The organism is Gemmatimonadaceae bacterium (assembly GCA_036496605.1).
Classification (GTDB): domain Bacteria; phylum Gemmatimonadota; class Gemmatimonadetes; order Gemmatimonadales; family Gemmatimonadaceae; genus AG2.
This window is the reverse complement of record DASXKV010000003.1, coordinates 114,522-132,956: the sequence shown is the minus strand read 5'-3', so window position 1 is coordinate 132,956 and position 18,435 is coordinate 114,522. Positions and strand designations below refer to the sequence as shown.

Below are 18,435 nucleotides of genomic sequence, written 5' to 3'. Positions count from 1 at the left end.
GCAGATCGCGCTAGGCGCTCGCTCCCGCTCCTCGCGCCGGGAGCAAGCATTCACTTCAGGCGATAGAAAACTGCGTCTTCGACTACTCGCCCGTCGCGGAGATGCTCCACGACGATTCTCTCCAGCAGCTGTGGAGTGACGCGTCCGTACCACACGCCGTCGGGATACACGACGACAATCGGGCCGCCCGAGCAGACACCCAGACAAGGGGTCTCGCCTCGCTTGACTCGCTCCGGACCGAAGAGAAGACCTTCGCGCTCGAGGAGCGCGGGTAGCAGTGAATAGAGCTCTCGGCCGCGCCGATCGGGTGAGCAAAATCCACCGACGCACACGAGGATATGACGGGAGTAGGGCTCGAGAAACGGCTCGGAGAAATTCATCGGTTGGATAGCGCGTTACTCGGGAACCATGTCAATTTGTTCGGATGCTCGATACCATCACGATCGGAAGCCTGAGGCTGACCTCGGCCCAACCGCGCCCAGGAACGGGAAACAAGCCACCGATGCTGTTTATTCCCGGCTACTTCGCGTCGGCGTGGGTCTATGAATCCTATCTTCCTTTCTTCGCCGAGCGTGGGTACGCGGGATTCGCGCTGAATCTGCGCGGGCGAGAAGGGAGCGCACTTCCATCCGGAGTGATGCTTGGACGCGTATCGATCGACGATTTCATCGATGACGCGCGTCAGGTGGCGCGATGGCTCATCGAGCGACTGGGCCGGCCGATTGTCGTCGGTCACTCGATGGGCGGATTGATCGCGCAGAAGCTCGGCGAGGAAGGATTGGCCCGGGCGCTCGTGTTGCTATCACCCGCGCCTCCGCGCGGCATCAGCGTAATGACCGGAAAGCTTTTCCTGCGACAACTTCGGCACCTGCCCGCCTTGTTCCGCTCAAAGCGCATCGCTCCGCGCTGGAAGGACATGCGTGAGCTCGTGCTAAACCGCATACCCGAGGGGGAGCAGCGGTCGACGTTCGAGCGATTCGTCTCGGACAGCGGCCGTGTCGGACGCGAGATGAGTTTCGGCGCCGTGAGAGTCGACGCCGATCGCCTTCGCGAGAACGGCTGTCCCGTTCTCGTGGTCACGAGCGATGACGACCGCTTCATTCCGCCACGGATCGCGCAGCGCGTCGCGCAGCGGTATCGTGCGCCCGTGTACATGGCGCGTGGACATGGACATCTCATGCTGCGGGAACCGGGCTGGAACGAGGCCGCTTCGTTCATCGCGTCGTGGCTCGAGCGTGAGACTCCTGCATAGAACGGATCGCACGCTTACTCGCGCTAGCGCCGAGGGCTAGCTTCGAACTGTCGCACTACCAAGTGACGCGGAGATGACAATGCCAACGATGACGACCGATCAGGCCGCGGTCGATGCCGAGATTCAGCGCAAGGGATACGCTCATCCCGAAGTGCTGGTGACCACGAACTGGCTCGCCGACCACCTGCACGATTCCAACGTTCGGATCATCGAGAGCGATGAGGATGTCCTGCTCTTCGATACCGGTCATATTCCAGGTGCGCAAAAGGTCGATTGGCATGTCGACCTGAACGACGCCCTCATTCGCGACTACGTGAGCAAGGAGCAATTTCAGGAGCTTCTGCGCGCAAAGGGCATCGATGAGTCGACGACCGTGATCTTTTACGGCGACAAGAACAACTGGTGGGCAACGTACGCCTTCTGGGTCTTCCAGCTTTTTGGCTTCACGAATGCGCGCGTCCTCGATGGCGGCCGCTCGAAGTGGGAGAGCGAAGGTCGGCCGATGACGACCGAGGTTCCGCACCTCAATCGCACGAACTACGAGGCGCGCGAGCGGCGCGACGAGCCGATTCGCGCTTTCATGTCGGATGTGCGTCGCCACGCCGATCGGCGCGGCATGCTCGTGGACGTGCGGTCGCCTGACGAGTACACGGGCAAGAAGCTGCACATGCCCGACTATCCCCAGGAAGGAGCACTCCGCGGCGGCCACATCCCCGGCGCGAAGAGCGTTCCGTGGGCGCGGGCGGCGAACAGCGACGGCTCGTTCAAATCCGCTCAAGAGTTGCGCGACATCTATGAGAAGGAGCAGGGACTGCAGCAGAGCGACGATGTCATCGCATACTGCCGCATCGGGGAGCGGTCGTCGCACACCTGGTTCGTGTTGACCTATCTCTTGGGTTACGATCACGTGCGCAACTACGACGGGTCGTGGACCGAATGGGGGAACGCAGTTCGGGCGCCAATCGAGCGATGACGGTGCCGACGGCGACGAAGCCTGTCATCACGAGAAGCCGAGCCGTCTGGATCGGCGACCACCGGTTCGACGCTGGACCCGAAGGCCGCACCGTGACCGTGGACGCCGACTCGAAGTCCGCGCCCGGTCCGGTTGAGACTTTGCTCAACGCGATCGCGACCTGTGGCGGCGTGGACGTGATCGATATTCTCGCGAAGCGTCGTACGCCGGCCGAGCGATTTGTCGTGAACGTGACGGCGACGCGGCGCACGGAAGCGCCGCGTCGCGTCCAGCGTCTCGAGGTCGAGCTTTGCATCGACGGCGCGGGCATCACGGCCGATCACGCCGAGCGCGCGATCGAGTTGGCATTCGAGAAGTATTGCTCGGTCGCGGCGTCGCTCGCACCGGATATCGTGGCGGAAACGACGCTGGTGTTGAACGGCGAACGCCACCCGCCGCAGCGACGGAGGATCTGGACGTCGCAGTGAGGTGCTAGCTGCGAGGCGTTTGGTCCTAAGCCATGGTCATGTCGAGTTAAGTCCCGGTCGTGTCGGGTGAAGCCGCGTTCGTGTTGCGTGAAGCCCCGTTCGTGTCGGGAGAAGCCCCGTTCGTGTTGGGAAATGCGGCCTTCGCCTGCCGACTGCGTCACTGCCAGGATTACCTCGTTCGCCTTGGGATTTGCAACGTTCGCCTTTGGAATTGGCGCGTTCGCCTTGGGAGTTGCCGCGTTCGCCTCGGGAGTCGCCGCGTTCGCCTCGGGAGTCGCCGCGTTCGCCTTGGGAAGTGCAACCTTCGCCTTGGGATTTGGAACGTTCGCCTTGAGAGGTGGAACGTTCGTCTTTGAGAGCGGGCAAGACTTCATTGGCAAGGGAGCGCGGCAGTGAGGGAATCGCGGCTACCCCTCGCGCTACAGATGTTCAGGTGTCACCATTGAAAGGTATGTCTACATCGCCCGCCGCCTCCTCCGAGACCGAATCTCGGCCGTACGACCGCGAGATCCCGATCGGCTCAGATCGCGACGCGTTGACGCACGCGCTGGCACAGAGTGAAGAGCGCTTTCAGCGGCTCGTGCACCGTGTGCACGTCGGCGTTTTTCGCGCATCCGCAGACGGGCAATTGCTCGAGGCGAATCCGGCACTCGTGCGGATGCTCGGCTATGCTTGCGAGAGCGACTTACTCGGACTGCAGCTTCAGCGCGACCTTTTCGCCGACGCCGCCGAGGGTGAGCGATTCTGCCAGAAGCTGACCCGCGCTCCGATAAACCGGGTCTCGACACGATGGAAGCGGCGGGACGGCACGTCTGTCACCGTCCGTATCTCCGTGCGCGAGATCCGCGACGAGGACTCGAAGGTGTCGTTCTACGATGGAATCGTCGATGACGTCACGGATCGACTTCGGCAGCAGGAGCTCCTTCGGCGCACCGAGCGCATGGCGTGCCTCGGCGCAACGTTGGCCGGTGTCGCGCACGAGCTCAACAACCCGCTCGCGGCGATCCTGGGCTTCGCACAACTGCTCATGAAGAAGGACGTCGACGCCGAAGCCCGGCTGGCGCTCGAAACGATCGATCACGAGGCGTCGCGCGCCGGCCGCATCGTGCGCGATCTGCTGACGCTCGTACGAAAGCGAGATACCGAGCGCCGCGTGCGCATCAGCCTGAATGAGATCGTCGGATACATCGTTGGGACGCGGCGCTACGCGCTCGAGACACATGGTATCGCCTGTATCTCGTGCGCCGATCCGCAGCTGCCGGTCGTCGTCGGTGATCGAACCCAGCTCGAGCAGGTCGTTTTGAACTTGCTGAACAACGCCGAGCAAGCCGTTCGCTCGACGCGGGAGGTAGGCGGTCACGTGCAAATTCGCACTCTGGCCGACGGAGCGAACGCGGTACTCGAGATCGAGGACGACGGGCCCGGTATTCCGGACGATGCCCGCGAACGAATCTGGGATCCGTTCTGGACGACCAAGGGATTCGCGTCGGGAACGGGGCTCGGACTCACGGTCGTTCGAGATATCGTGGCCGGTCACGGCGGCGACATCCGTGTCGAGACTGTCGTGGGTCCGGACGGCCAAACCGGCGCACGCTTCGTCGTACGTCTGCCCGGGGTGTGCGGACAGGCTTCGCCCGCGGACGAGTTCACCGAGGCCGCTGTTCGCGCGCTCGATGTGCTCGTGGTCGATCCGGACGCACAAAGCTCGGGGTTTCTCACCGCATTTCTCGGTTCTCGGGGACACGCGGCCCTGGCCGCGCCGGATCTCGAGTACGCGACGCGACTCGCCAATCATCTCAGTTTCGATGCGGTGGTCTGCGACGCGAGCGCGACCAGCGGTGGTTCAGCGTTGGAGGCATTCCGCAGCAGCGCGGGGTGCGCCGCGGCGCGCTTCATCATCACCGCCGGAGACCCGGAAAGCACCGCCAAGCTGCGTCTCCCGCTGCCTCCGGCAACCGCGCTCGTGATGCGCCCATACGACCTCGAGGAGCTACGGATTCTGCTCGAGGATTAGCAAACCACAATTTCATGCCTCTCGACAGTGCAGCGGCGCTTCCCGGCGGCGGTCGGGCCAATGGGCGCTTCCGTGCGGTCCTGAACGCCGTCGTCCCCGAGGCCGCGGCGCTCCGCGACGAGGAGTGGCGAGAGGCTCAGTCGATCATCGGACGAGCGCTCGCCGGCCGTCCGGCGGCGGTGAGGTGGCAGATCTGGCTTTTCATGCGTTCGCTCGACGTCGCGTCACTCGTTAGGTACGGACGGCCACTGGCGGCGCTTTCGGTCAGCGATGCAACGCAGTTGCTCGAGGCGCTCTCGCGATCCCGTCTGTTGCTGCTGCGGCGTGGTGTGTGGGGCGTTCGCACGCTCGCCTTGATGGGCTACTATGCGCGCGCCGAGGCAGCGCGTGCGATCGGCTATCGCGCGTCAGCTGCTGGGTGGGCGGCGCGAAGTGGGCGCGACACATGACGGAGCGCGAGTACGACATCGTGATCATCGGCTCGGGCGCGGGCGGGGGCACCGTTGCGCAGGAGCTTGGCAAGCTCGTCGCCGACGGCCGGCGCGTCTTGCTCCTCGAACAGGGTGCGCGTCTCGCGGAACACGAGTTCACCGGTCGCGAGCTCGACATGTCGGACGCGCTCTACGAGGACGCCGGTGGTTTTCTCACCGCCGACGGCACGATGACCCTGGCGTTCGGACGCGTGTATGGCGGGTCGACGGTCGTCTATACGGGGACGTCGCTCATTGCACCGCGACGCGTCATCGAACGATGGAACGTGCCTGGACTCGCACACGCCGACATCGAATACCGATCGCGGCGCTACATGGTCGAGAACAACGTGCACTACCTGCCTGACGAGGAGCTGAACGACAATAATCGACTCTTCGCGTTAGGCTGCGAGCGCGCGGGGTACCATGCCGAACAGTTTCCGCTCAACCTACGCGGCTGTCGCGGGTCGAGCCTGTGCAACCTCGGCTGCCCGAACGGCGCCAAAATGGGCACGAATCGCGTTCAGCTGCCGGCAGCCGAGCGGCTCGGCGTCGAGGTGGTCACGCGAGCGGAGGCGCTGCGCGTGGAGGATCGTGTCGTCGTCTCCCGCGTTCGGCCGCGTGCGACAGGCGATAAGGGTTCATCCTCGGAATGGGCGCCGGGCACGTATCGTATTCGAGCCGGGATGGTCGTTTGCGCCGGCGGCGCCGTCGGCACGTCAGCGCTGCTGCTGCGCTCCGGACTTGCGCGCGTCGTGCCGCGACTCGGCGATGGCTTCACCTGTCATCCAGCACACATTCTCGTCGGCGAGCACGCCGAACCGATCACGAATGACGTCGGGCATCCGAAGAGCTTCTTTCTCGACCGCGCCGTCGAGGAAAGGTTTGTCCTCGAGACGTGCATGTACTTCCCGTTCGTGACGGCGAAGAACCTAACGGGATTCGGAGCAGCGCACAGCGCGTTCATGCGTGCCTTCCCCAGGCTGCAGATGATTCTCGTGCTGGCGTGTGATCGCGCGGTGAAAGAGAACCGCGTCGCGGTCGACGGAGGCGGGCGACCTGTTGTGCACTATCAATTCACCGACGAGGTGGTCAGCTCGTTGGTACGCGCGACACGTGCTTCGGCGCGGATCTTCTTTGCCGCGGGCGCATTCCGTGTGCACGCGCCATCGGCCGATCCGCCGTTGGTGGAACGCTCACAAAGAGACGAGATCGACGCGCTGATCGGTGCGCACCACTTTCAGACCGGTCGTATCTCGATCTCCGCCGCGCATCTCATGGGGGGTTGCGGCATGGGACGCAACGCGCGTGACTCGGTGACCGACAGCTGGGGCCGCGTGCACGGGGTGCCTTGGCTTCGCGTCGCCGACTCGAGCCTCTTTCCCGATGCGCTCGAGATCAATCCGTACGTGACGGTGATGGCCCTGGCGGATAGAACTGCACAGGCGGTGCAAGCCGACGCGGGAGAATTGCTCGGGGGACGCGCCGTACTCACTACCGCCTGACAGTCCTACGCGGAATTTAACCCGCACTTTCTATACAAGTCATGCAGCCCATGCGTTGCATGCATAAGCAAATCTTAGCGGCGCGCTTGCGCAGTGCGTGGCGTGCGCGACTGTAGTGACTGCTCAATTTCTTGCGCGGTGATCAGACGTGGAATCGTCCACTCGCGCTCGCGACGCGTGGGCACGCGCACGGAGGAGATGCCGCCGTCAGGGCTGAGCTCGATGAGTGCTTGCGCGATGTTGTCTTCGTGCGGTGCGACGGAAATCACGGGCGACCAGACGCCATTGTCGCTCCACTGCTTCCGCAGGGCGTAAACGCTAGGCCGCGACGTCGTGTCGAAGTGGAGCGTGATGGACTTGCGCTCGCCATTGACGACGCCCTCGGCGGTGCCACGCACCGGCGATGATATCGGGATCTGATGATGGAATGCGTGGACGAGGAGATACGCGCCGCGCGTCGAGGGGTCGAGCGGGTTCGCGGGATATTCGATCGAGATCCAGGGCGGTCCGGCCAGACGCGCGGAGCTCGATGGCGTCGCGGCGACAATCGCGAGTGAAGCCGAGCCAACGACGGCGGGAAGTAGCAAGGATCCGAGGAGCGAGCGCATGAGTGCCTCCTGGCGAGTTGGGTTAGAACACTTGTGTCGAGATTTTACTCCATGGCTGCAGTCGGATATTCCCCTTGAAGCTCCGGATGTAGACGCGGGCACCACCCCCACCCGTCGTAAACCCGGTCTCCTGGCCGCGACCTTCCCGTCCCGGTACGGCTGGTCGATTCGTGAGCGTATTCTCGATTGTGCCTGCCACCGAGGCGACGTCGAAATCGGCGCCCATTTTTGGCGACAGCCGGAGGTCGATCGACCCGCTGTGCGTATCGACATCGAGCGAGCCGCCGTGCTCGACGTCGCCAGCGAAATCAACCGCACCGGTCACCGATTCCAGTCTCGCGCGCTCGAAGCGGCCGGAGACGACACGAATGGTTCCGCTCACCGTCGTTAGGCCCGCGTCGTCACTGTTGCCGGCGAGCGCGATGTCTCCCGTCGCCGTCTTGAGTCGCGTCCAGGGCGGCGAGCCATCGACCGTGACCGAACCATCCATTGATTCGACCGTGAGCTCGTGCGGGTTCCCGCGGACGTGCACCGATCCGCCGATGATGTTGAGGTCGAGACCGCCCGTCATACCCTCCACCTCGATCTTTGCGCTTCCGCTCTTCGCCCAGACGCGCGCGCCCGTCGGCACGTAGAGGTCAAGCTTCCCGCTCGGCACACCCGACGCCGTCTCCATGTAGTATTTGGCTCCGGTCGACGGTGTGCTCGACGTGACGAAACCGCCGTCGAAGCGGGCGTCGCTCGGAATCGTGCCGGTGATCGCGGCGCTGTCCTTCTTCCATCCGTGGATGTTCAATTCGGCAAAGGCGCCGGAGATGCGAATCGACGGGGTCGATGTGACGGCACGCCGAATCTCGATCGTGCGTTGCGCTTCAAGCGTCTTGCCGGCTACGCCGAGCGCGAATGCGGTGCCGAGCAGGCAGCGCGTCAATTGATATGCGGTCATGAGCGTGACTCGTTAGGTCGTCTGGTCAGATGCTTGGCAGCAACGCATTCGCGCGCCGCAACAGTTCGAGCTTGCGCTCGTAGTTTGCGGCGAGCAGGTCGAGGAGCGTGAGATTGGCTGGATCCGCGGCGAGCGCTCGTCGTGCCTCGTCGATCGCGCCGTCGATGACGTGGAGGCTTGCCTCTACCTTTGCCACCGTCGAGGGGTCGAGCTTCGCTCGGTTCTCGTCGAGGGTTTCGTTCAGATCATGGATCGCGGCCGCGTAGTCGGCATCGACCGAGCGCGCGGAAGCGGGAAGTTGGTTCGAGGCGATCGTCGTGGACACAGCGACGGGCCTAACGATAATCGGCCGGCGCACGAGAATCGCGGTCACGGCAGAAGACGCGGCGACGAGGACGATCGCCGCGGCAGCCAGAATCCAGCGCTGTCGCCAACGAGCGGACATTGGCTGAATGCGTTCGTGAACGTCGGTCCAGAGGTCAATCGGTGGATCGATCTCGTCAGGCAGGGCTCGTGAGGCACTGATGAGCGACTCGAGACGGTCGCGCCGTTCCGTGCACGTCGTGCAGATCGCAAGATGATCTTCGGCGACCTGGCGCTGCTCGGGTAGCAGAAGTCCGTCGAGAAAGTCTCCGAGCTGATCGATATCCAGATGCTGTTCAAATGATGTCATCGCTCGAGTGCCTCCATGAGGAGCCGACGCGCGCGGTGCAGCTGTGCGCGCAACGTGCCCTCGGCCAGTCCGGTAAGTCGCGCAATCTCTTCGTGGCGGTAGCCAATGACGTCGTGAAGCACGAAGACGCGCCGCGCGCCCGCCGGCAGCGCGGCAATGGCCCGCTCGAGGTCAACCGCCTGCGCGATGTCGATCGCGGGAACGCTTCCCCTCCCCGCTTCGCTCGTGGCGCCGAGTTCGGTCTCGTCAGTGTCGCTCTCGAGGCGAATGTGCGCGGCGCGGCGCCGCTCGCCGCGGCTGCGCATGAACGTCGTGTTGACGGTGATGCGGTGCAGCCACGACGAGAAGGCGGCGTCGCCGCGGAAGGCCGTTAGGCGCTGCCATGCCTGGACAAAGACGTCCTGAGTGAGCTCGCGCGCGTTGTTGGCGTCGCTGGTCAGACGGAGCGCCAGTGCGTAGACGCGCGGCGCATTCGCTCGATAGAGCGCCTCGAACGCCGCGACGTCGCCGCGCTGTGCCTTGGCGACGAGGTCCCGCTCGGCGTCGCGCTCCATGGGTTGAGGCATCGCGGCGATGGTCGACTCAGCGAGGTCCGTAAGCATACGTATTCGTTCCTGAACGCGCTTCAGGTGGCTTTTGCGCGGCTGTGAAATGGGATGCCGCGGCGAGGCCTGGTGCTTGAACGCGATTGTCAGAAACGATGAATATTCGTCATAGAATTGTTACGACTGAACAACATTCTTGATAAAGGATGGTTTGGCCGATATACGTTCGGCCATGAATCACTCTCTCGATACGCTCGAGGTGCCCCTCACCACGGTCGCCCGCACCCTCGACGAGACAGACCGACAGATCGTCGCCTTTCTGCAGCGCGACGCAAGGATGGCCAATGCCGAGATCGCCCGGCGATTGCGCATGGCGCCATCGGCGATCTACGATCGCATTCGCAAGCTCGAGGAGCGCCACATCATCGACGGCTATGAGGCGCGCGTGAACGCGAAGGCCGTAGGCCTCGGGCTCACGGCATTCATCTTCGTCCGCGGAGAGGACGGCGTGGGCGACACGAAGACGGGGATGCTGCTCTCGAGGATCCCCGAGGCCCAAGAGGTCCATCACGTCGCCGGCGAAGATTGTTACCTCGTGAAAGTACGCGTCGCCGATACTGACTCGTTAGGTACGTTATTGCGCGAACGCATCGGTGCGATCAAGTCGGTGCGATCGACGCGGACGACGATCGTGCTCGGCACGCTGCGGGAGACGTATCGGCTGCCCGTCGGCGTCGAGCCCGACGCCGAGACGGCGCGGTGAGCGTCTCGCACGCCAAGGCACCGGCGGTATCGCGGCGCCACGTCATCGCGGCGTTCGCCGCCCTGTACACCATCTGGGGATCGACGTATCTCGCGATCCACTACGCCGTCCAGACTATTCCTCCCTTCCTCATGGGAGGCACCCGATTCGTCATCGCCGGGCTGATTCTCTACGCCTTGTCACGCCAGCGTGGCGCCGTTGCTCCGACGCGTGCGCAATGGCGCGCCGCCACGGTCACCGGCGTACTGCTGCTCGTCGGCGGCAACGGCGCCGTCATCTGGTCCGAGCAGCACGTCGCTTCGGGACTGGTCGCGCTGATTGTCGCCATCGTTCCGCTGTGGATGGTCGCACTCGACTGGTTGCGTCCAGGGGGCACGCGGCCGGGGCGCGCCGTGTTCGTCGGTCTCGGGCTCGGTCTGATCGGTCTGGTGCTCCTGATCGGACCCGACGCGATTGCTCCGCGTGGAGCGTCGCGGATCGATGTGCGTGCCGCGCTCGTGCCCGTGGTCGGCTCGCTCCTCTGGGCGCTGGGCTCGATATTCAGTCGTTATGCACCGCGGTCGACGTCGGCGCAGCTCGCCACGGGAATGCAGATGCTCGCGGGCGGTGCCGCTTTTCTCCTCGTCAGCACGCTGGCGGGCGAACCGCAGCATTTCACGCTTGCCGCCGTGACGACGGCATCGTGGCTCGGCTATCTCTATCTTCTGACCTTCGGGTCTCTGCTCGGCTTCACGGCGTACATCTATCTGTTGAGTGCGACGACGCCCGCCAAGGCGTCGACATATGCGTATGTGAATCCGGTGATCGCGGTCATCCTTGGATGGGCGGTGGCGGGCGAACCGCTCACTCCACGCATGCTCGTCGCGGCGGCGATCATTCTCGGCGCGGTGGCGCTCATCACGCTCGCCAACGCCGCGAAAGCAGAGCAGGCGCCGACAGGCCGACGCCTAACGACTCTGCCGGCGTCGATGGATGGCGAGCGAGTTGCGTAGTGGCGAAGCCGCCCGTTCAAGCTGATCCGGATTTGCCGGCCAGCCAACCAGCGCGGACACGCAGTTGAGCCGGCGTCGCGTTCGGCATTTCCTCGATCGTCCAATCATTCGCGCTACGGACGAGCCGCAGCCCGGCCCATCCCAGTGCTTCCTCGAAGTCGGGATCTTCGACGCCTCCGACGTGCCGCGTGAACCAATCGTGTAGATCGGTGCCCGCGGCCTCACTCACCGCGTGCTCGACGTCGTCCTCGGTATAGCCGCGTCCCTGCAAGTAATAGGAGGCGTTAGGCTGTTCCCAGCTCAGATGTCGGAGGTTGCGAAAGGCGTCGTCGAGCGAGCGCGCGTTCTGACTTCGTGAGCGAATGAGAAGGTCGAAGTACAGCGCGAGCCCAGCGCCCTTTGTGTAGTAGCTGAAGAAGCTCCCGGGATTCACCGCGTATCCAGGTTGTGCGCCGTCCCAGAACGGTGCCTCGAATGACGACATGCGCGCCGAGACTTCCTTGCGTCCAGGGTCGACGAGATTCCATCGTATGATCGAGTTCGCGACCATCGCATAGAAGCCCGCTGGCGGCAGCACGCCTGCCCGGTACAGCGCCACTTGGCCGTAGTACTGCGTCCATCCTTCCGCGACCCACAGACTGGGCTGGTATTGCTCGCGTGTGTAGTCGAATGGGCCGAGGGCGATGGGACGAACGCGCTTGACGTTCCAGACGTGGAAGTATTCGTGCGCCGCCGTGCTGATCCCGGCAAGCGGAGTGTCCTGGTCTCGCCACGGATTTCTGTTGATGATCTGAGTGGAGTAGAGGTGCTCCATCCCATCACCGCCCGTGTAGCCGATGTTGAAGATGAAGGTATACATCTCGAGAGGCGGTGGACCGAACACCGAGTTCTCGTAGCGCACGATCTTCTCGACGTCGCCGACAAAGCGACGTCGTTGCGGCGCCGTCGACGGACCGTTGTGATGCACCATCGTTCGATAGATGCGGCCATCGACCGTGAAAGTGTCCACCATGAGCGCCGGAGCGACCTCGGTCGGCGTGTCGATCAGGCGATCATAGTTCTCGAAATGGTAGTCCGTCTGGTCGTTCACACGCGCGTCACCGTTTACGATGTGCCATCCGCCCGGTAGATCAACGTGCAGCGTTACCGGATCCTGCTTGTGATCCACGACGTACAGGAACGCCGAGGCGCCGTTCCAATTGGCGTGCGCGGTATCGAGCACGCTGAAGGTGCCCGAGAGAGTGTTCGCGAACACTCGATAACGCACCGTCATCGAGCGAGCGCCGCCGAGCGTCACGCGCCAGAGCGATCCGTTCTCACGGTCCGGTTGCAGCGCAGCACCATTGGGTCCGGTGATCGTTAGGTCCTGCAGGGTGCGTGCAAAATCGAATCGTGCGTACCGGCCGGGCGACCACACCGGCATCTGCAGTCGTACGACGTCGTCGGTGATGTTGGCGACGTCGATCGTCACGTTGAAGAAATGCGCGGTTGGATCCGGCATCGCGATACGATACGCGATGTCGAATCGCGCGGACGAGACGGGGCGCGGCGTGGACGCGGGCGCGACGGCCGAGGAAGTCGACGACGCGTGACAGCCCGCGACGACGGCGACTGCGCAACACAAAAGCAAGCGGCGCACGACGAATTCTCCGGAAGACAGTTCAATCGTCGCGCGAACCGCGACGTTGAAATGAAGACTAGCGAAACATGCTCGGAAGGCATGCCCCTTGCCCGCTGCGTACACGGCACCACGCTGATCCCGAGGAGCGCAGCAATGGCGACGAAGACACGACGCGGGGGGACGAAGAAGCTGACCGAGTATCGCCGCAAGCGCGATTTCACCAAGACACGCGAGCCTGCCGGAGGAACCAGGAGCAGCACAGGCGGCCACGGCGTGCGGCGCGCGAAGCGAGCGCCGACGCTGCACTTCGTCGTACAGAAGCACGCGGCCAGTCAGTTGCACTTCGATTTTCGCCTCGAGCTCGACGGCGTCATGAAGAGCTGGGCCGTTCCCAAGGGTCCCAGCTACGATCCGTCGGTTCGCCGACTAGCAATGGAGGTCGAGGATCATCCGATCGAGTACAACACGTTCGAGGGAACGATCCCACAAGGCGAGTACGGCGGCGGAACGGTCATGCTGTGGGATCGCGGGACGTACGACGCGGAGAACGATGGCGGCGTCGAGGCGCTGCGTGAGGGCTACGCGCGCGGTGATCTCAAATTCGTGCTCAACGGCGAGCGACTGCGCGGCGGCTGGGTGTTGGTGCGCATGAAGCGTCCGGGACGCCCGCAGTGGCTGCTCATCAAGCATCGTGACGAGTACGCATCGAGCTCGCGAGACATCGTCGAGGACGCGATGACGTCGGTCGTGAGCGGCAGGACCATGGACGACATCGCCGCCGGGAAGAAGCGGGCATCGCCGGCGGCGCGTCGCAAGCCGGCGGCAAAGAAAAAGAGCGCAGTGCGACGATCGAAGTGATCGTCGACTCATCTTCCGCGAAACACCGCAGCCCGCTTCTCCTGGAAGGCGCGGATCGCCTCGGCGACATCATGTGACGCAAAGCACACCTTGATCGAAGTGAGCTCACGTGCGAGATGATCCTCGAGCGCGACATCGAACGTCGTGGACAACAGGCGCTTCGTGAGCGCGTACGCGATCGGCGGTCCGGCAGCGACTCGCTCGGCGTACGCCATGGCATCGGCACCAAAGGTCGCGTCGTCGAACACGGCCGCGACGAGTCCGATTCGTTGTGCTTCGTCCGCATCGAGATCACGACCGGTGAGAATGATCTCGCTCGCTCGCGCGAGGCCGACCAGGCGCGGCAACGTGTAGCTCACGCCAGCATCGGGACTCAGGCCGCGTCGTACGTAGCCGGCGGTGACGCGCCCACTCCGCGCGATCAGGCGTATGTCGGTGGCAAGCGCGAGACCGAACCCCGCGCCGGCAGCCGACCCATTGATTGCCGCGATGAGAGGTTTCTCGCATTGCACGCACGCAACGACCCAACGACCGACCCACGCGAGCGGGTCGAGTCGCTCGTGAAGATCGCCATCGGGCAATCGTGGCGGCTCGGACAGATCGAGCCCAGAGCAGAAGCCGCGACCCGCGCCGGTGATGACGACGACGCGAACAGCGTCATCGCGCGCGGCGTCGTCGATCGCACGGGGCAATTCGTCCGCGAGGCGGGGATTCACCGCATTGAGGCGTTCGGGACGATTGAGCGTGATGGTACGGACGCCGGTCGCGGATGTCGCGACGAGAAGGTGATCGAAGGTCATGGGTTTCGACTCGAGGGCGGATCGACGTGTGGTTGTGGTGCGGATGACCGATACTGAAAAGAAGCACTCCAATGTGTGAAAAAAATGTGGCGCGGACAATTCGGCCGCGCGAACGAGTCGCGCTGACGCAGCGCGCGATGAAATCAGTAAGACGAAAATGTGCGAGCGATCACCGCCGTCGTATTTCGCGACACGCGAGTATACGAGCGTTACGAATTGTCAGTGAATTCGAATGAATTCACGTTGATGCGCAATGTGAAATTGAGTGTCCATTCAGTGTAATCATCGAGTGCGCGTGGTCGTCCACTACACAGAACGCACGCGCCGGCCGAGTTCGCGACGTCGAACACCGAAGCCCGCGTCGCTTTCGTTTCATCCGCGGAGTTTCATCGCTTCACCTCTCACCGCGCGGGACTTTCGATGAGCCTCTTCAAGAAACGCCGAACCGATCCGTCCAATCTTCCCGCCACGAGCGCGGGGTATTCCGTGCTCGATGCGCAGCTCACCGTCCGCGGCGACATCGAGACCGAAGGCACATTGCGTGTGGACGGCCGACTCGATGGGTCGATTCGTCGCGCCGACGTCGTTGTCGTCGGCGAGGGCGCGACCATCGTCGGCGACATCTCGGCGCGCGAAGTGATCGTTGGCGGATCCGTGCAGGGCAACGTGTCCGCCACGACGCGCATCGAGTTGCAACCGAGCGCCGTCGTCACCGGTGACATCGATGCCGGCGCGATCATGATTCAGGAAGGATGCGTCGTCCAGGGACGCCTTACCGTGACGTCAACGCCGGCAGCAAAGGAGCGGCCCGCGAAAGTGAAAGCGCGCGCGCCCATGCCGACGCCCGCAACGGCGCTCGCCGGTTCCGAAGCGTAAGACTGGGCGATGGCGACGAAGCAGCGCCCGAAACGACAGACCGGATGGACGATTCTCATTGTCCCGCCGAATCCACTGCGCAAAACACGCGCGGTGCATATTCGGCGTCGACATGTCCGAATTGCGCTTGCGATTGCCGGCCTCTGCACACTGACGATGACCGGACTCGGCATCGTGGTGTTCGGCGATTCGCTGCAGGTCACGGCGACCGCGGACGAGCTCGCGGACGCGCATCAGATGATTCTCACGCTCACCGACTCGCTCCAGAGCATCGCCGATCTCGACGTGCCCGATGCGGAAGACGAGTCGGGGGCGCATAACGCGAAGAGCGTCGGTCGGAGCGGCGCACGAGTCACCGAGGTCGGGCTGGCGCGTCCCGCGCGCGGGATCGCGCTGCCCGCGGTGGGTCCGATCACGAGCCGCTTCTCGCGCTCGCGCTGGCATCCGATTCTCCGGATCTTCCGGCCGCATAAGGGCGTCGACGTGGCCGCGCCGTATGGCTCGAACATCACCGCGCCGGCTGCGGGACGCGTCATCTTCGTCGGCCGAAAGCTCGGCGACGGCTTGATGGTGGAGCTGGACCACGGCGCCGGTGTGACGAGTCGTTATGCACACTGCAGCGCCGTGAAGGTCAAAGTCGGCGACTTCGTCTCCTTCGGCGACGTCATCGCTTTGGTGGGGTCGTCCGGTCTCTCGACGGCCGCGCACGTGCACTTCGAGGTACGGGTACGTGGCGAGCCAGTCGATCCACTGAAGTACCTCATCCAGGCGCGCCTAACGCCGATGCAGAAGTCGGCCGATCCCGCGCCGGTGATTCAGGCAGGCAGTCCCGCGGCACACCATCCCGCCGGGACGGGCTCCGAACAACCGTGATTGGTGGCTGGCGGTTGGAGGTTGGGAGTTGATGATTCACCAGCTCCCAACGACCAGCGACCACCAACCATCAGACGAGCCCACCCGGCAAAATCCCCTTATCCCCAAACCGTGATCGAACTCGATCGACGACGCGCGCGACCTTCCGATCGCGCTCCGTCTCGACGATCCGGCTGTCAATCGCGTCGAACAGGTTGAGCTGATCGGCGCTCGCGTCGACCGCGAGCGACGACAGCGCCACACCGAGGAGACGAGCGGGCACGCGGCGCGCCGCGCGCAGCTTGCGCAACAAACTCGTTGCGACGTTCAACATGACGCGGTCGGCAATCACGGGCCGATCGATGGTCCGACTTGCCTGACGAGTCCGGAAATCCCAGTCGCGGATCTTCACGCGAATCGTTCGCGCGGCCATCCCGTCGGCACGGAGATCAGCCGCGGCGCGCGTGAGCAACGCGAGTAGCTCGTGCTGGAGCTCCGCGTCGTCGTCGATGTCGGCCGAGAAGGTCTCGTCGCGGCTGATGCTCTTCGCGTCGAGATCCGTTTCGACGTGTGTACCGTCGATGCCTCGTACGCGGGCGCAGAGCCACGCCGCTTCGCGCTTGCCTAACCACTGCGCGAGCGTCGCCTCGTCGTATTGCAGCACGTCCGGTACGGTGCGCATTCCCAGCCGCGCGAGGCGATCCTGGAATCGCGGACCGATCAGTGGAATCTCGGCGAGGGCGATGACGTGCATGAACTCGTGTTCTTTTCCTGCCGGCACCACGTGGACGCCGGTCGCCGAGTTTCCAGGGCGCGGCTTCGCGTGTTCGACGGCAAGCTTCGCGATGAGCTTCGATGTGCCGCCGCCGAACGAAACGGAAATTCCCGTCTCGCCGACGACGTCGCGGCGAATGCGCGCGGCCGTGTCGGCGAGCGCCTCGTTACGGTACAGCGCCTCCGTCCCACCGAGGTCGAGATACCACTCGTCGATGCTCGCGCCCTCGACGGCCGGCGCGTGGCGCTCGAGGACACCGCGAATCTCCTTGTGCTTCTCCGAGCAGGCCTTTCGCGGCACGGGCACGCACACCGCATTGGGGCAGAGCCGGAGGGCGCGTGAGATCGGCATCGCCGAGCGGACGCCGTATTTGCGCGTTTCGTACGAGGCGGAGCAAACGACGCCGCGGCTTTCCCGCGTTCCGCCGACGATGAGCAAAGGCTCACGACCCGCACCGTCAGGATCGACAAGCCGAGCGACCGCGACGAAAAATGCGTCGGCGTCGGCGAGGAGAATGCGCCGCGGCGGCTCCATCGCTCACCAGGCCCCGCGCTCTCCCGCCAGCTCGATGACGCGGCTCAAACGATCGGCGGCGTGCCGCCAATTCGTCTCGACGGCATGTTCGGCGTCGTCGCTACGCCCGTCACCGATCGCGGCAATGATCGTGTCATGCTCCGCGACGGAGCTGCGGATGTCGCCCGTGAGCATGCTGATGTACATCCGGATGTAGCGTTCGGCCTGCGGCTTGACGGCTTCGTACAAGCCGAGCAGCCGCGGCCCGGCCGCCGACTCCACGATGCGCCGATGGAAGGTGTCGTCGGCATCGTACAATGCTTCATGATCGATCGGCGAGGCGCGGCCGGCACGATGAAACTCCGCGTTCGCGTCGCGCAGCGCTTTGCTCAGCACTGAACGCGCGTCGGTGCTGAGCGAGGCCGCATGATGTGCCGCGATGCCTTCCAATGCACCGACGACCGTGAGCAACTCGTGGACGTCGTCGCGCGTGAGCGGAGCAACGGTGAGACGCGATTGTTGCTGACCGAGCGTGTCGATCACATAGCCTTCCTGCAGCAGTCGCTGCAGCGCCTCGCGGACGGGCGTGCGGCTGACGCCGAGCCGAGTCGCAATCTCGGTCTCGACGATGCGATTGCCGGGGGCGAGAAGGCCTCCGACGATCAGCTCGCGTAACCGCGCATACACCTGGTCCGGTCGGGAGCCATGCGGCGCGTCGATCGCTTCATCGGTCGCGACCTCGCCGAGGTTGGTTTGTGCCTTCCCGCGCTTCCGTCTCGTGCTCATCTCGGCTGGAATATAGGCCTTTCGCGCGGCTTGACGAGACAGCGCGAAGAACGCTTTGTTGCGTCGAGTGAATTGTGACAAACGACCACCTGCGCCGGCGCTTCCCGAGCGTCGGGGTGAGCGGCATGGCAGGGTTATATTCAACC

Annotated in this window: 20 protein-coding genes; 11 read left to right on the top strand and 9 right to left on the bottom strand. The window is 64.2% G+C overall.

The annotated features are described in order from the left end of the window. Nucleotides 1-50: 50 nt before the first annotated feature. Nucleotides 51-380 carry a (2Fe-2S) ferredoxin domain-containing protein gene (locus VGH98_01535; GenBank protein ID HEY2374632.1) on the bottom strand — a complete coding sequence of 110 codons (330 nt, stop codon included), beginning with the start codon at nt 378-380 and terminating at the stop codon, nt 51-53. A 44-nt stretch (nt 381-424) separates the two neighbouring features. On the opposite strand from VGH98_01535, the gene VGH98_01530 reads away from it, so the two are divergent. The 6 genes from VGH98_01530 to VGH98_01505 all read left to right on the top strand — a co-directional run bounded on the left by VGH98_01530 (nt 425) and on the right by VGH98_01505 (nt 6,681). After that, nucleotides 425-1,252, top strand: coding sequence for an alpha/beta fold hydrolase (locus VGH98_01530; GenBank protein ID HEY2374631.1), 828 nt, complete (start codon nt 425-427; stop codon nt 1,250-1,252). 79 nt (nt 1,253-1,331) lie between these two features. After that, nucleotides 1,332-2,225 carry a sulfurtransferase gene (locus VGH98_01525; protein HEY2374630.1) on the top strand — a complete coding sequence of 298 codons (894 nt, stop codon included), beginning with the start codon at nt 1,332-1,334 and terminating at the stop codon, nt 2,223-2,225. After that, on the top strand, nt 2,222-2,692 hold the full coding sequence (locus tag VGH98_01520) for an OsmC family protein (GenBank protein ID HEY2374629.1): 471 nt from the start codon (nt 2,222-2,224) through the stop codon (nt 2,690-2,692). Before VGH98_01525 ends, VGH98_01520 begins: the two co-directional genes overlap by 4 nt. A gap of 451 nt (nt 2,693-3,143) precedes the next feature. After that, complete coding sequence (locus VGH98_01515; GenBank protein ID HEY2374628.1) at nt 3,144-4,706, top strand: ATP-binding protein; 1,563 nt, start codon at nt 3,144-3,146, stop codon at nt 4,704-4,706. A gap of 14 nt (nt 4,707-4,720) precedes the next feature. Then, complete coding sequence (locus VGH98_01510) at nt 4,721-5,155, top strand: hypothetical protein (GenBank protein ID HEY2374627.1); 435 nt, start codon at nt 4,721-4,723, stop codon at nt 5,153-5,155. Next, nucleotides 5,152-6,681, top strand: coding sequence for a GMC family oxidoreductase (locus VGH98_01505; protein HEY2374626.1), 1,530 nt, complete (start codon nt 5,152-5,154; stop codon nt 6,679-6,681). The genes VGH98_01510 and VGH98_01505 overlap by 4 nt, the downstream gene beginning before the upstream one ends. Nucleotides 6,682-6,755: 74 nt before the next feature. Here the strand turns inward: VGH98_01505 and VGH98_01500 are convergent, their stop codons facing one another. From VGH98_01500 to VGH98_01485, 4 genes are read right to left on the bottom strand one after another with little or no spacing between them, the layout of a single operon-like run. Beyond that, nucleotides 6,756-7,289 carry a hypothetical protein gene (locus tag VGH98_01500; GenBank protein ID HEY2374625.1) on the bottom strand — a complete coding sequence of 178 codons (534 nt, stop codon included), beginning with the start codon at nt 7,287-7,289 and terminating at the stop codon, nt 6,756-6,758. Nucleotides 7,290-7,311: 22 nt separating this feature from the next. Further along, nucleotides 7,312-8,235: a DUF4097 family beta strand repeat-containing protein gene (locus VGH98_01495; protein ID HEY2374624.1), complete on the bottom strand. Its 924-nt coding sequence runs from the start codon at nt 8,233-8,235 to the stop codon at nt 7,312-7,314. A gap of 25 nt (nt 8,236-8,260) precedes the next feature. Beyond that, nucleotides 8,261-8,908 carry a zf-HC2 domain-containing protein gene (locus VGH98_01490; protein ID HEY2374623.1) on the bottom strand — a complete coding sequence of 216 codons (648 nt, stop codon included), beginning with the start codon at nt 8,906-8,908 and terminating at the stop codon, nt 8,261-8,263. After that, a complete protein-coding gene (locus VGH98_01485; protein ID HEY2374622.1) occupies nt 8,905-9,510 on the bottom strand; it encodes a sigma-70 family RNA polymerase sigma factor in 606 nt (201 codons plus the stop codon). Before VGH98_01485 ends, VGH98_01490 begins: the two co-directional genes overlap by 4 nt. A 175-nt stretch (nt 9,511-9,685) precedes the next feature. Between VGH98_01485 and VGH98_01480 the strand changes: the two genes are divergently transcribed. Together VGH98_01480 and VGH98_01475 are read left to right on the top strand one after the other, a co-directional pair. Continuing rightward, on the top strand, nt 9,686-10,216 hold the full coding sequence (locus VGH98_01480; GenBank protein HEY2374621.1) for an Lrp/AsnC family transcriptional regulator: 531 nt from the start codon (nt 9,686-9,688) through the stop codon (nt 10,214-10,216). Continuing rightward, a complete protein-coding gene (locus VGH98_01475) occupies nt 10,213-11,208 on the top strand; it encodes an EamA family transporter (GenBank protein ID HEY2374620.1) in 996 nt (331 codons plus the stop codon). Before VGH98_01480 ends, VGH98_01475 begins: the two co-directional genes overlap by 4 nt. Nucleotides 11,209-11,224: 16 nt before the next feature. Here VGH98_01475 and VGH98_01470 read toward each other — a convergent pair whose 3' ends face one another. Then, complete coding sequence (locus VGH98_01470) at nt 11,225-12,847, bottom strand: hypothetical protein (protein ID HEY2374619.1); 1,623 nt, start codon at nt 12,845-12,847, stop codon at nt 11,225-11,227. Nucleotides 12,848-12,982: 135 nt separating this feature from the next. Between VGH98_01470 and VGH98_01465 the strand changes: the two genes are divergently transcribed. Then, nucleotides 12,983-13,687 carry a DNA polymerase ligase N-terminal domain-containing protein gene (locus VGH98_01465; protein HEY2374618.1) on the top strand — a complete coding sequence of 235 codons (705 nt, stop codon included), beginning with the start codon at nt 12,983-12,985 and terminating at the stop codon, nt 13,685-13,687. A gap of 8 nt (nt 13,688-13,695) precedes the next feature. On the opposite strand, the gene VGH98_01460 is transcribed toward VGH98_01465, so the two are convergent. Next, a complete protein-coding gene (locus VGH98_01460; GenBank protein ID HEY2374617.1) occupies nt 13,696-14,487 on the bottom strand; it encodes an enoyl-CoA hydratase-related protein in 792 nt (263 codons plus the stop codon). 420 nt (nt 14,488-14,907) lie between these two features. On the opposite strand from VGH98_01460, the gene VGH98_01455 reads away from it, so the two are divergent. Further along, complete coding sequence (locus VGH98_01455) at nt 14,908-15,363, top strand: polymer-forming cytoskeletal protein (GenBank protein ID HEY2374616.1); 456 nt, start codon at nt 14,908-14,910, stop codon at nt 15,361-15,363. A 9-nt stretch (nt 15,364-15,372) separates the two neighbouring features. Next, on the top strand, nt 15,373-16,236 hold the full coding sequence (locus VGH98_01450; protein ID HEY2374615.1) for a M23 family metallopeptidase: 864 nt from the start codon (nt 15,373-15,375) through the stop codon (nt 16,234-16,236). 70 nt (nt 16,237-16,306) lie between these two features. On the opposite strand, the gene VGH98_01445 is transcribed toward VGH98_01450, so the two are convergent. Together VGH98_01445 and VGH98_01440 are read right to left on the bottom strand one after the other, a co-directional pair. Continuing rightward, complete coding sequence (locus VGH98_01445) at nt 16,307-17,524, bottom strand: DNA polymerase IV (protein HEY2374614.1); 1,218 nt, start codon at nt 17,522-17,524, stop codon at nt 16,307-16,309. A gap of 3 nt (nt 17,525-17,527) precedes the next feature. Then, the gene (locus VGH98_01440) at nt 17,528-18,289 is read right to left on the bottom strand and encodes a GntR family transcriptional regulator (protein HEY2374613.1); all 762 of its coding nucleotides are present in this window, start codon (nt 18,287-18,289) and stop codon (nt 17,528-17,530) included. Nucleotides 18,290-18,435 lie beyond the last annotated feature (146 nt).

What these genes read in the sequence shown, in the direction of transcription:
- VGH98_01535 (HEY2374632.1), bottom strand. Translation starts at nt 380, where the DNA reads ATGAATTTCTCCGAGCCGTTTCTCGAGCCCTACTCCCGTCATATCCTC.
- VGH98_01530 (HEY2374631.1), top strand. Translation starts at nt 425, where the DNA reads ATGCTCGATACCATCACGATCGGAAGCCTGAGGCTGACCTCGGCCCAA.
- VGH98_01525 (HEY2374630.1), top strand. Translation starts at nt 1,332, where the DNA reads ATGCCAACGATGACGACCGATCAGGCCGCGGTCGATGCCGAGATTCAG.
- VGH98_01520 (HEY2374629.1), top strand. Translation starts at nt 2,222, where the DNA reads ATGACGGTGCCGACGGCGACGAAGCCTGTCATCACGAGAAGCCGAGCC.
- VGH98_01515 (HEY2374628.1), top strand. Translation starts at nt 3,144, where the DNA reads ATGTCTACATCGCCCGCCGCCTCCTCCGAGACCGAATCTCGGCCGTAC.
- VGH98_01510 (HEY2374627.1), top strand. Translation starts at nt 4,721, where the DNA reads ATGCCTCTCGACAGTGCAGCGGCGCTTCCCGGCGGCGGTCGGGCCAAT.
- VGH98_01505 (HEY2374626.1), top strand. Translation starts at nt 5,152, where the DNA reads ATGACGGAGCGCGAGTACGACATCGTGATCATCGGCTCGGGCGCGGGC.
- VGH98_01500 (HEY2374625.1), bottom strand. Translation starts at nt 7,289, where the DNA reads ATGCGCTCGCTCCTCGGATCCTTGCTACTTCCCGCCGTCGTTGGCTCG.
- VGH98_01495 (HEY2374624.1), bottom strand. Translation starts at nt 8,235, where the DNA reads ATGACCGCATATCAATTGACGCGCTGCCTGCTCGGCACCGCATTCGCG.
- VGH98_01490 (HEY2374623.1), bottom strand. Translation starts at nt 8,908, where the DNA reads ATGACATCATTTGAACAGCATCTGGATATCGATCAGCTCGGAGACTTT.
- VGH98_01485 (HEY2374622.1), bottom strand. Translation starts at nt 9,510, where the DNA reads ATGCTTACGGACCTCGCTGAGTCGACCATCGCCGCGATGCCTCAACCC.
- VGH98_01480 (HEY2374621.1), top strand. Translation starts at nt 9,686, where the DNA reads ATGAATCACTCTCTCGATACGCTCGAGGTGCCCCTCACCACGGTCGCC.
- VGH98_01465 (HEY2374618.1), top strand. Translation starts at nt 12,983, where the DNA reads ATGGCGACGAAGACACGACGCGGGGGGACGAAGAAGCTGACCGAGTAT.
- VGH98_01460 (HEY2374617.1), bottom strand. Translation starts at nt 14,487, where the DNA reads ATGACCTTCGATCACCTTCTCGTCGCGACATCCGCGACCGGCGTCCGT.
- VGH98_01455 (HEY2374616.1), top strand. Translation starts at nt 14,908, where the DNA reads ATGAGCCTCTTCAAGAAACGCCGAACCGATCCGTCCAATCTTCCCGCC.
- VGH98_01450 (HEY2374615.1), top strand. Translation starts at nt 15,373, where the DNA reads ATGGCGACGAAGCAGCGCCCGAAACGACAGACCGGATGGACGATTCTC.
- VGH98_01445 (HEY2374614.1), bottom strand. Translation starts at nt 17,524, where the DNA reads ATGGAGCCGCCGCGGCGCATTCTCCTCGCCGACGCCGACGCATTTTTC.
- VGH98_01440 (HEY2374613.1), bottom strand. Translation starts at nt 18,289, where the DNA reads ATGAGCACGAGACGGAAGCGCGGGAAGGCACAAACCAACCTCGGCGAG.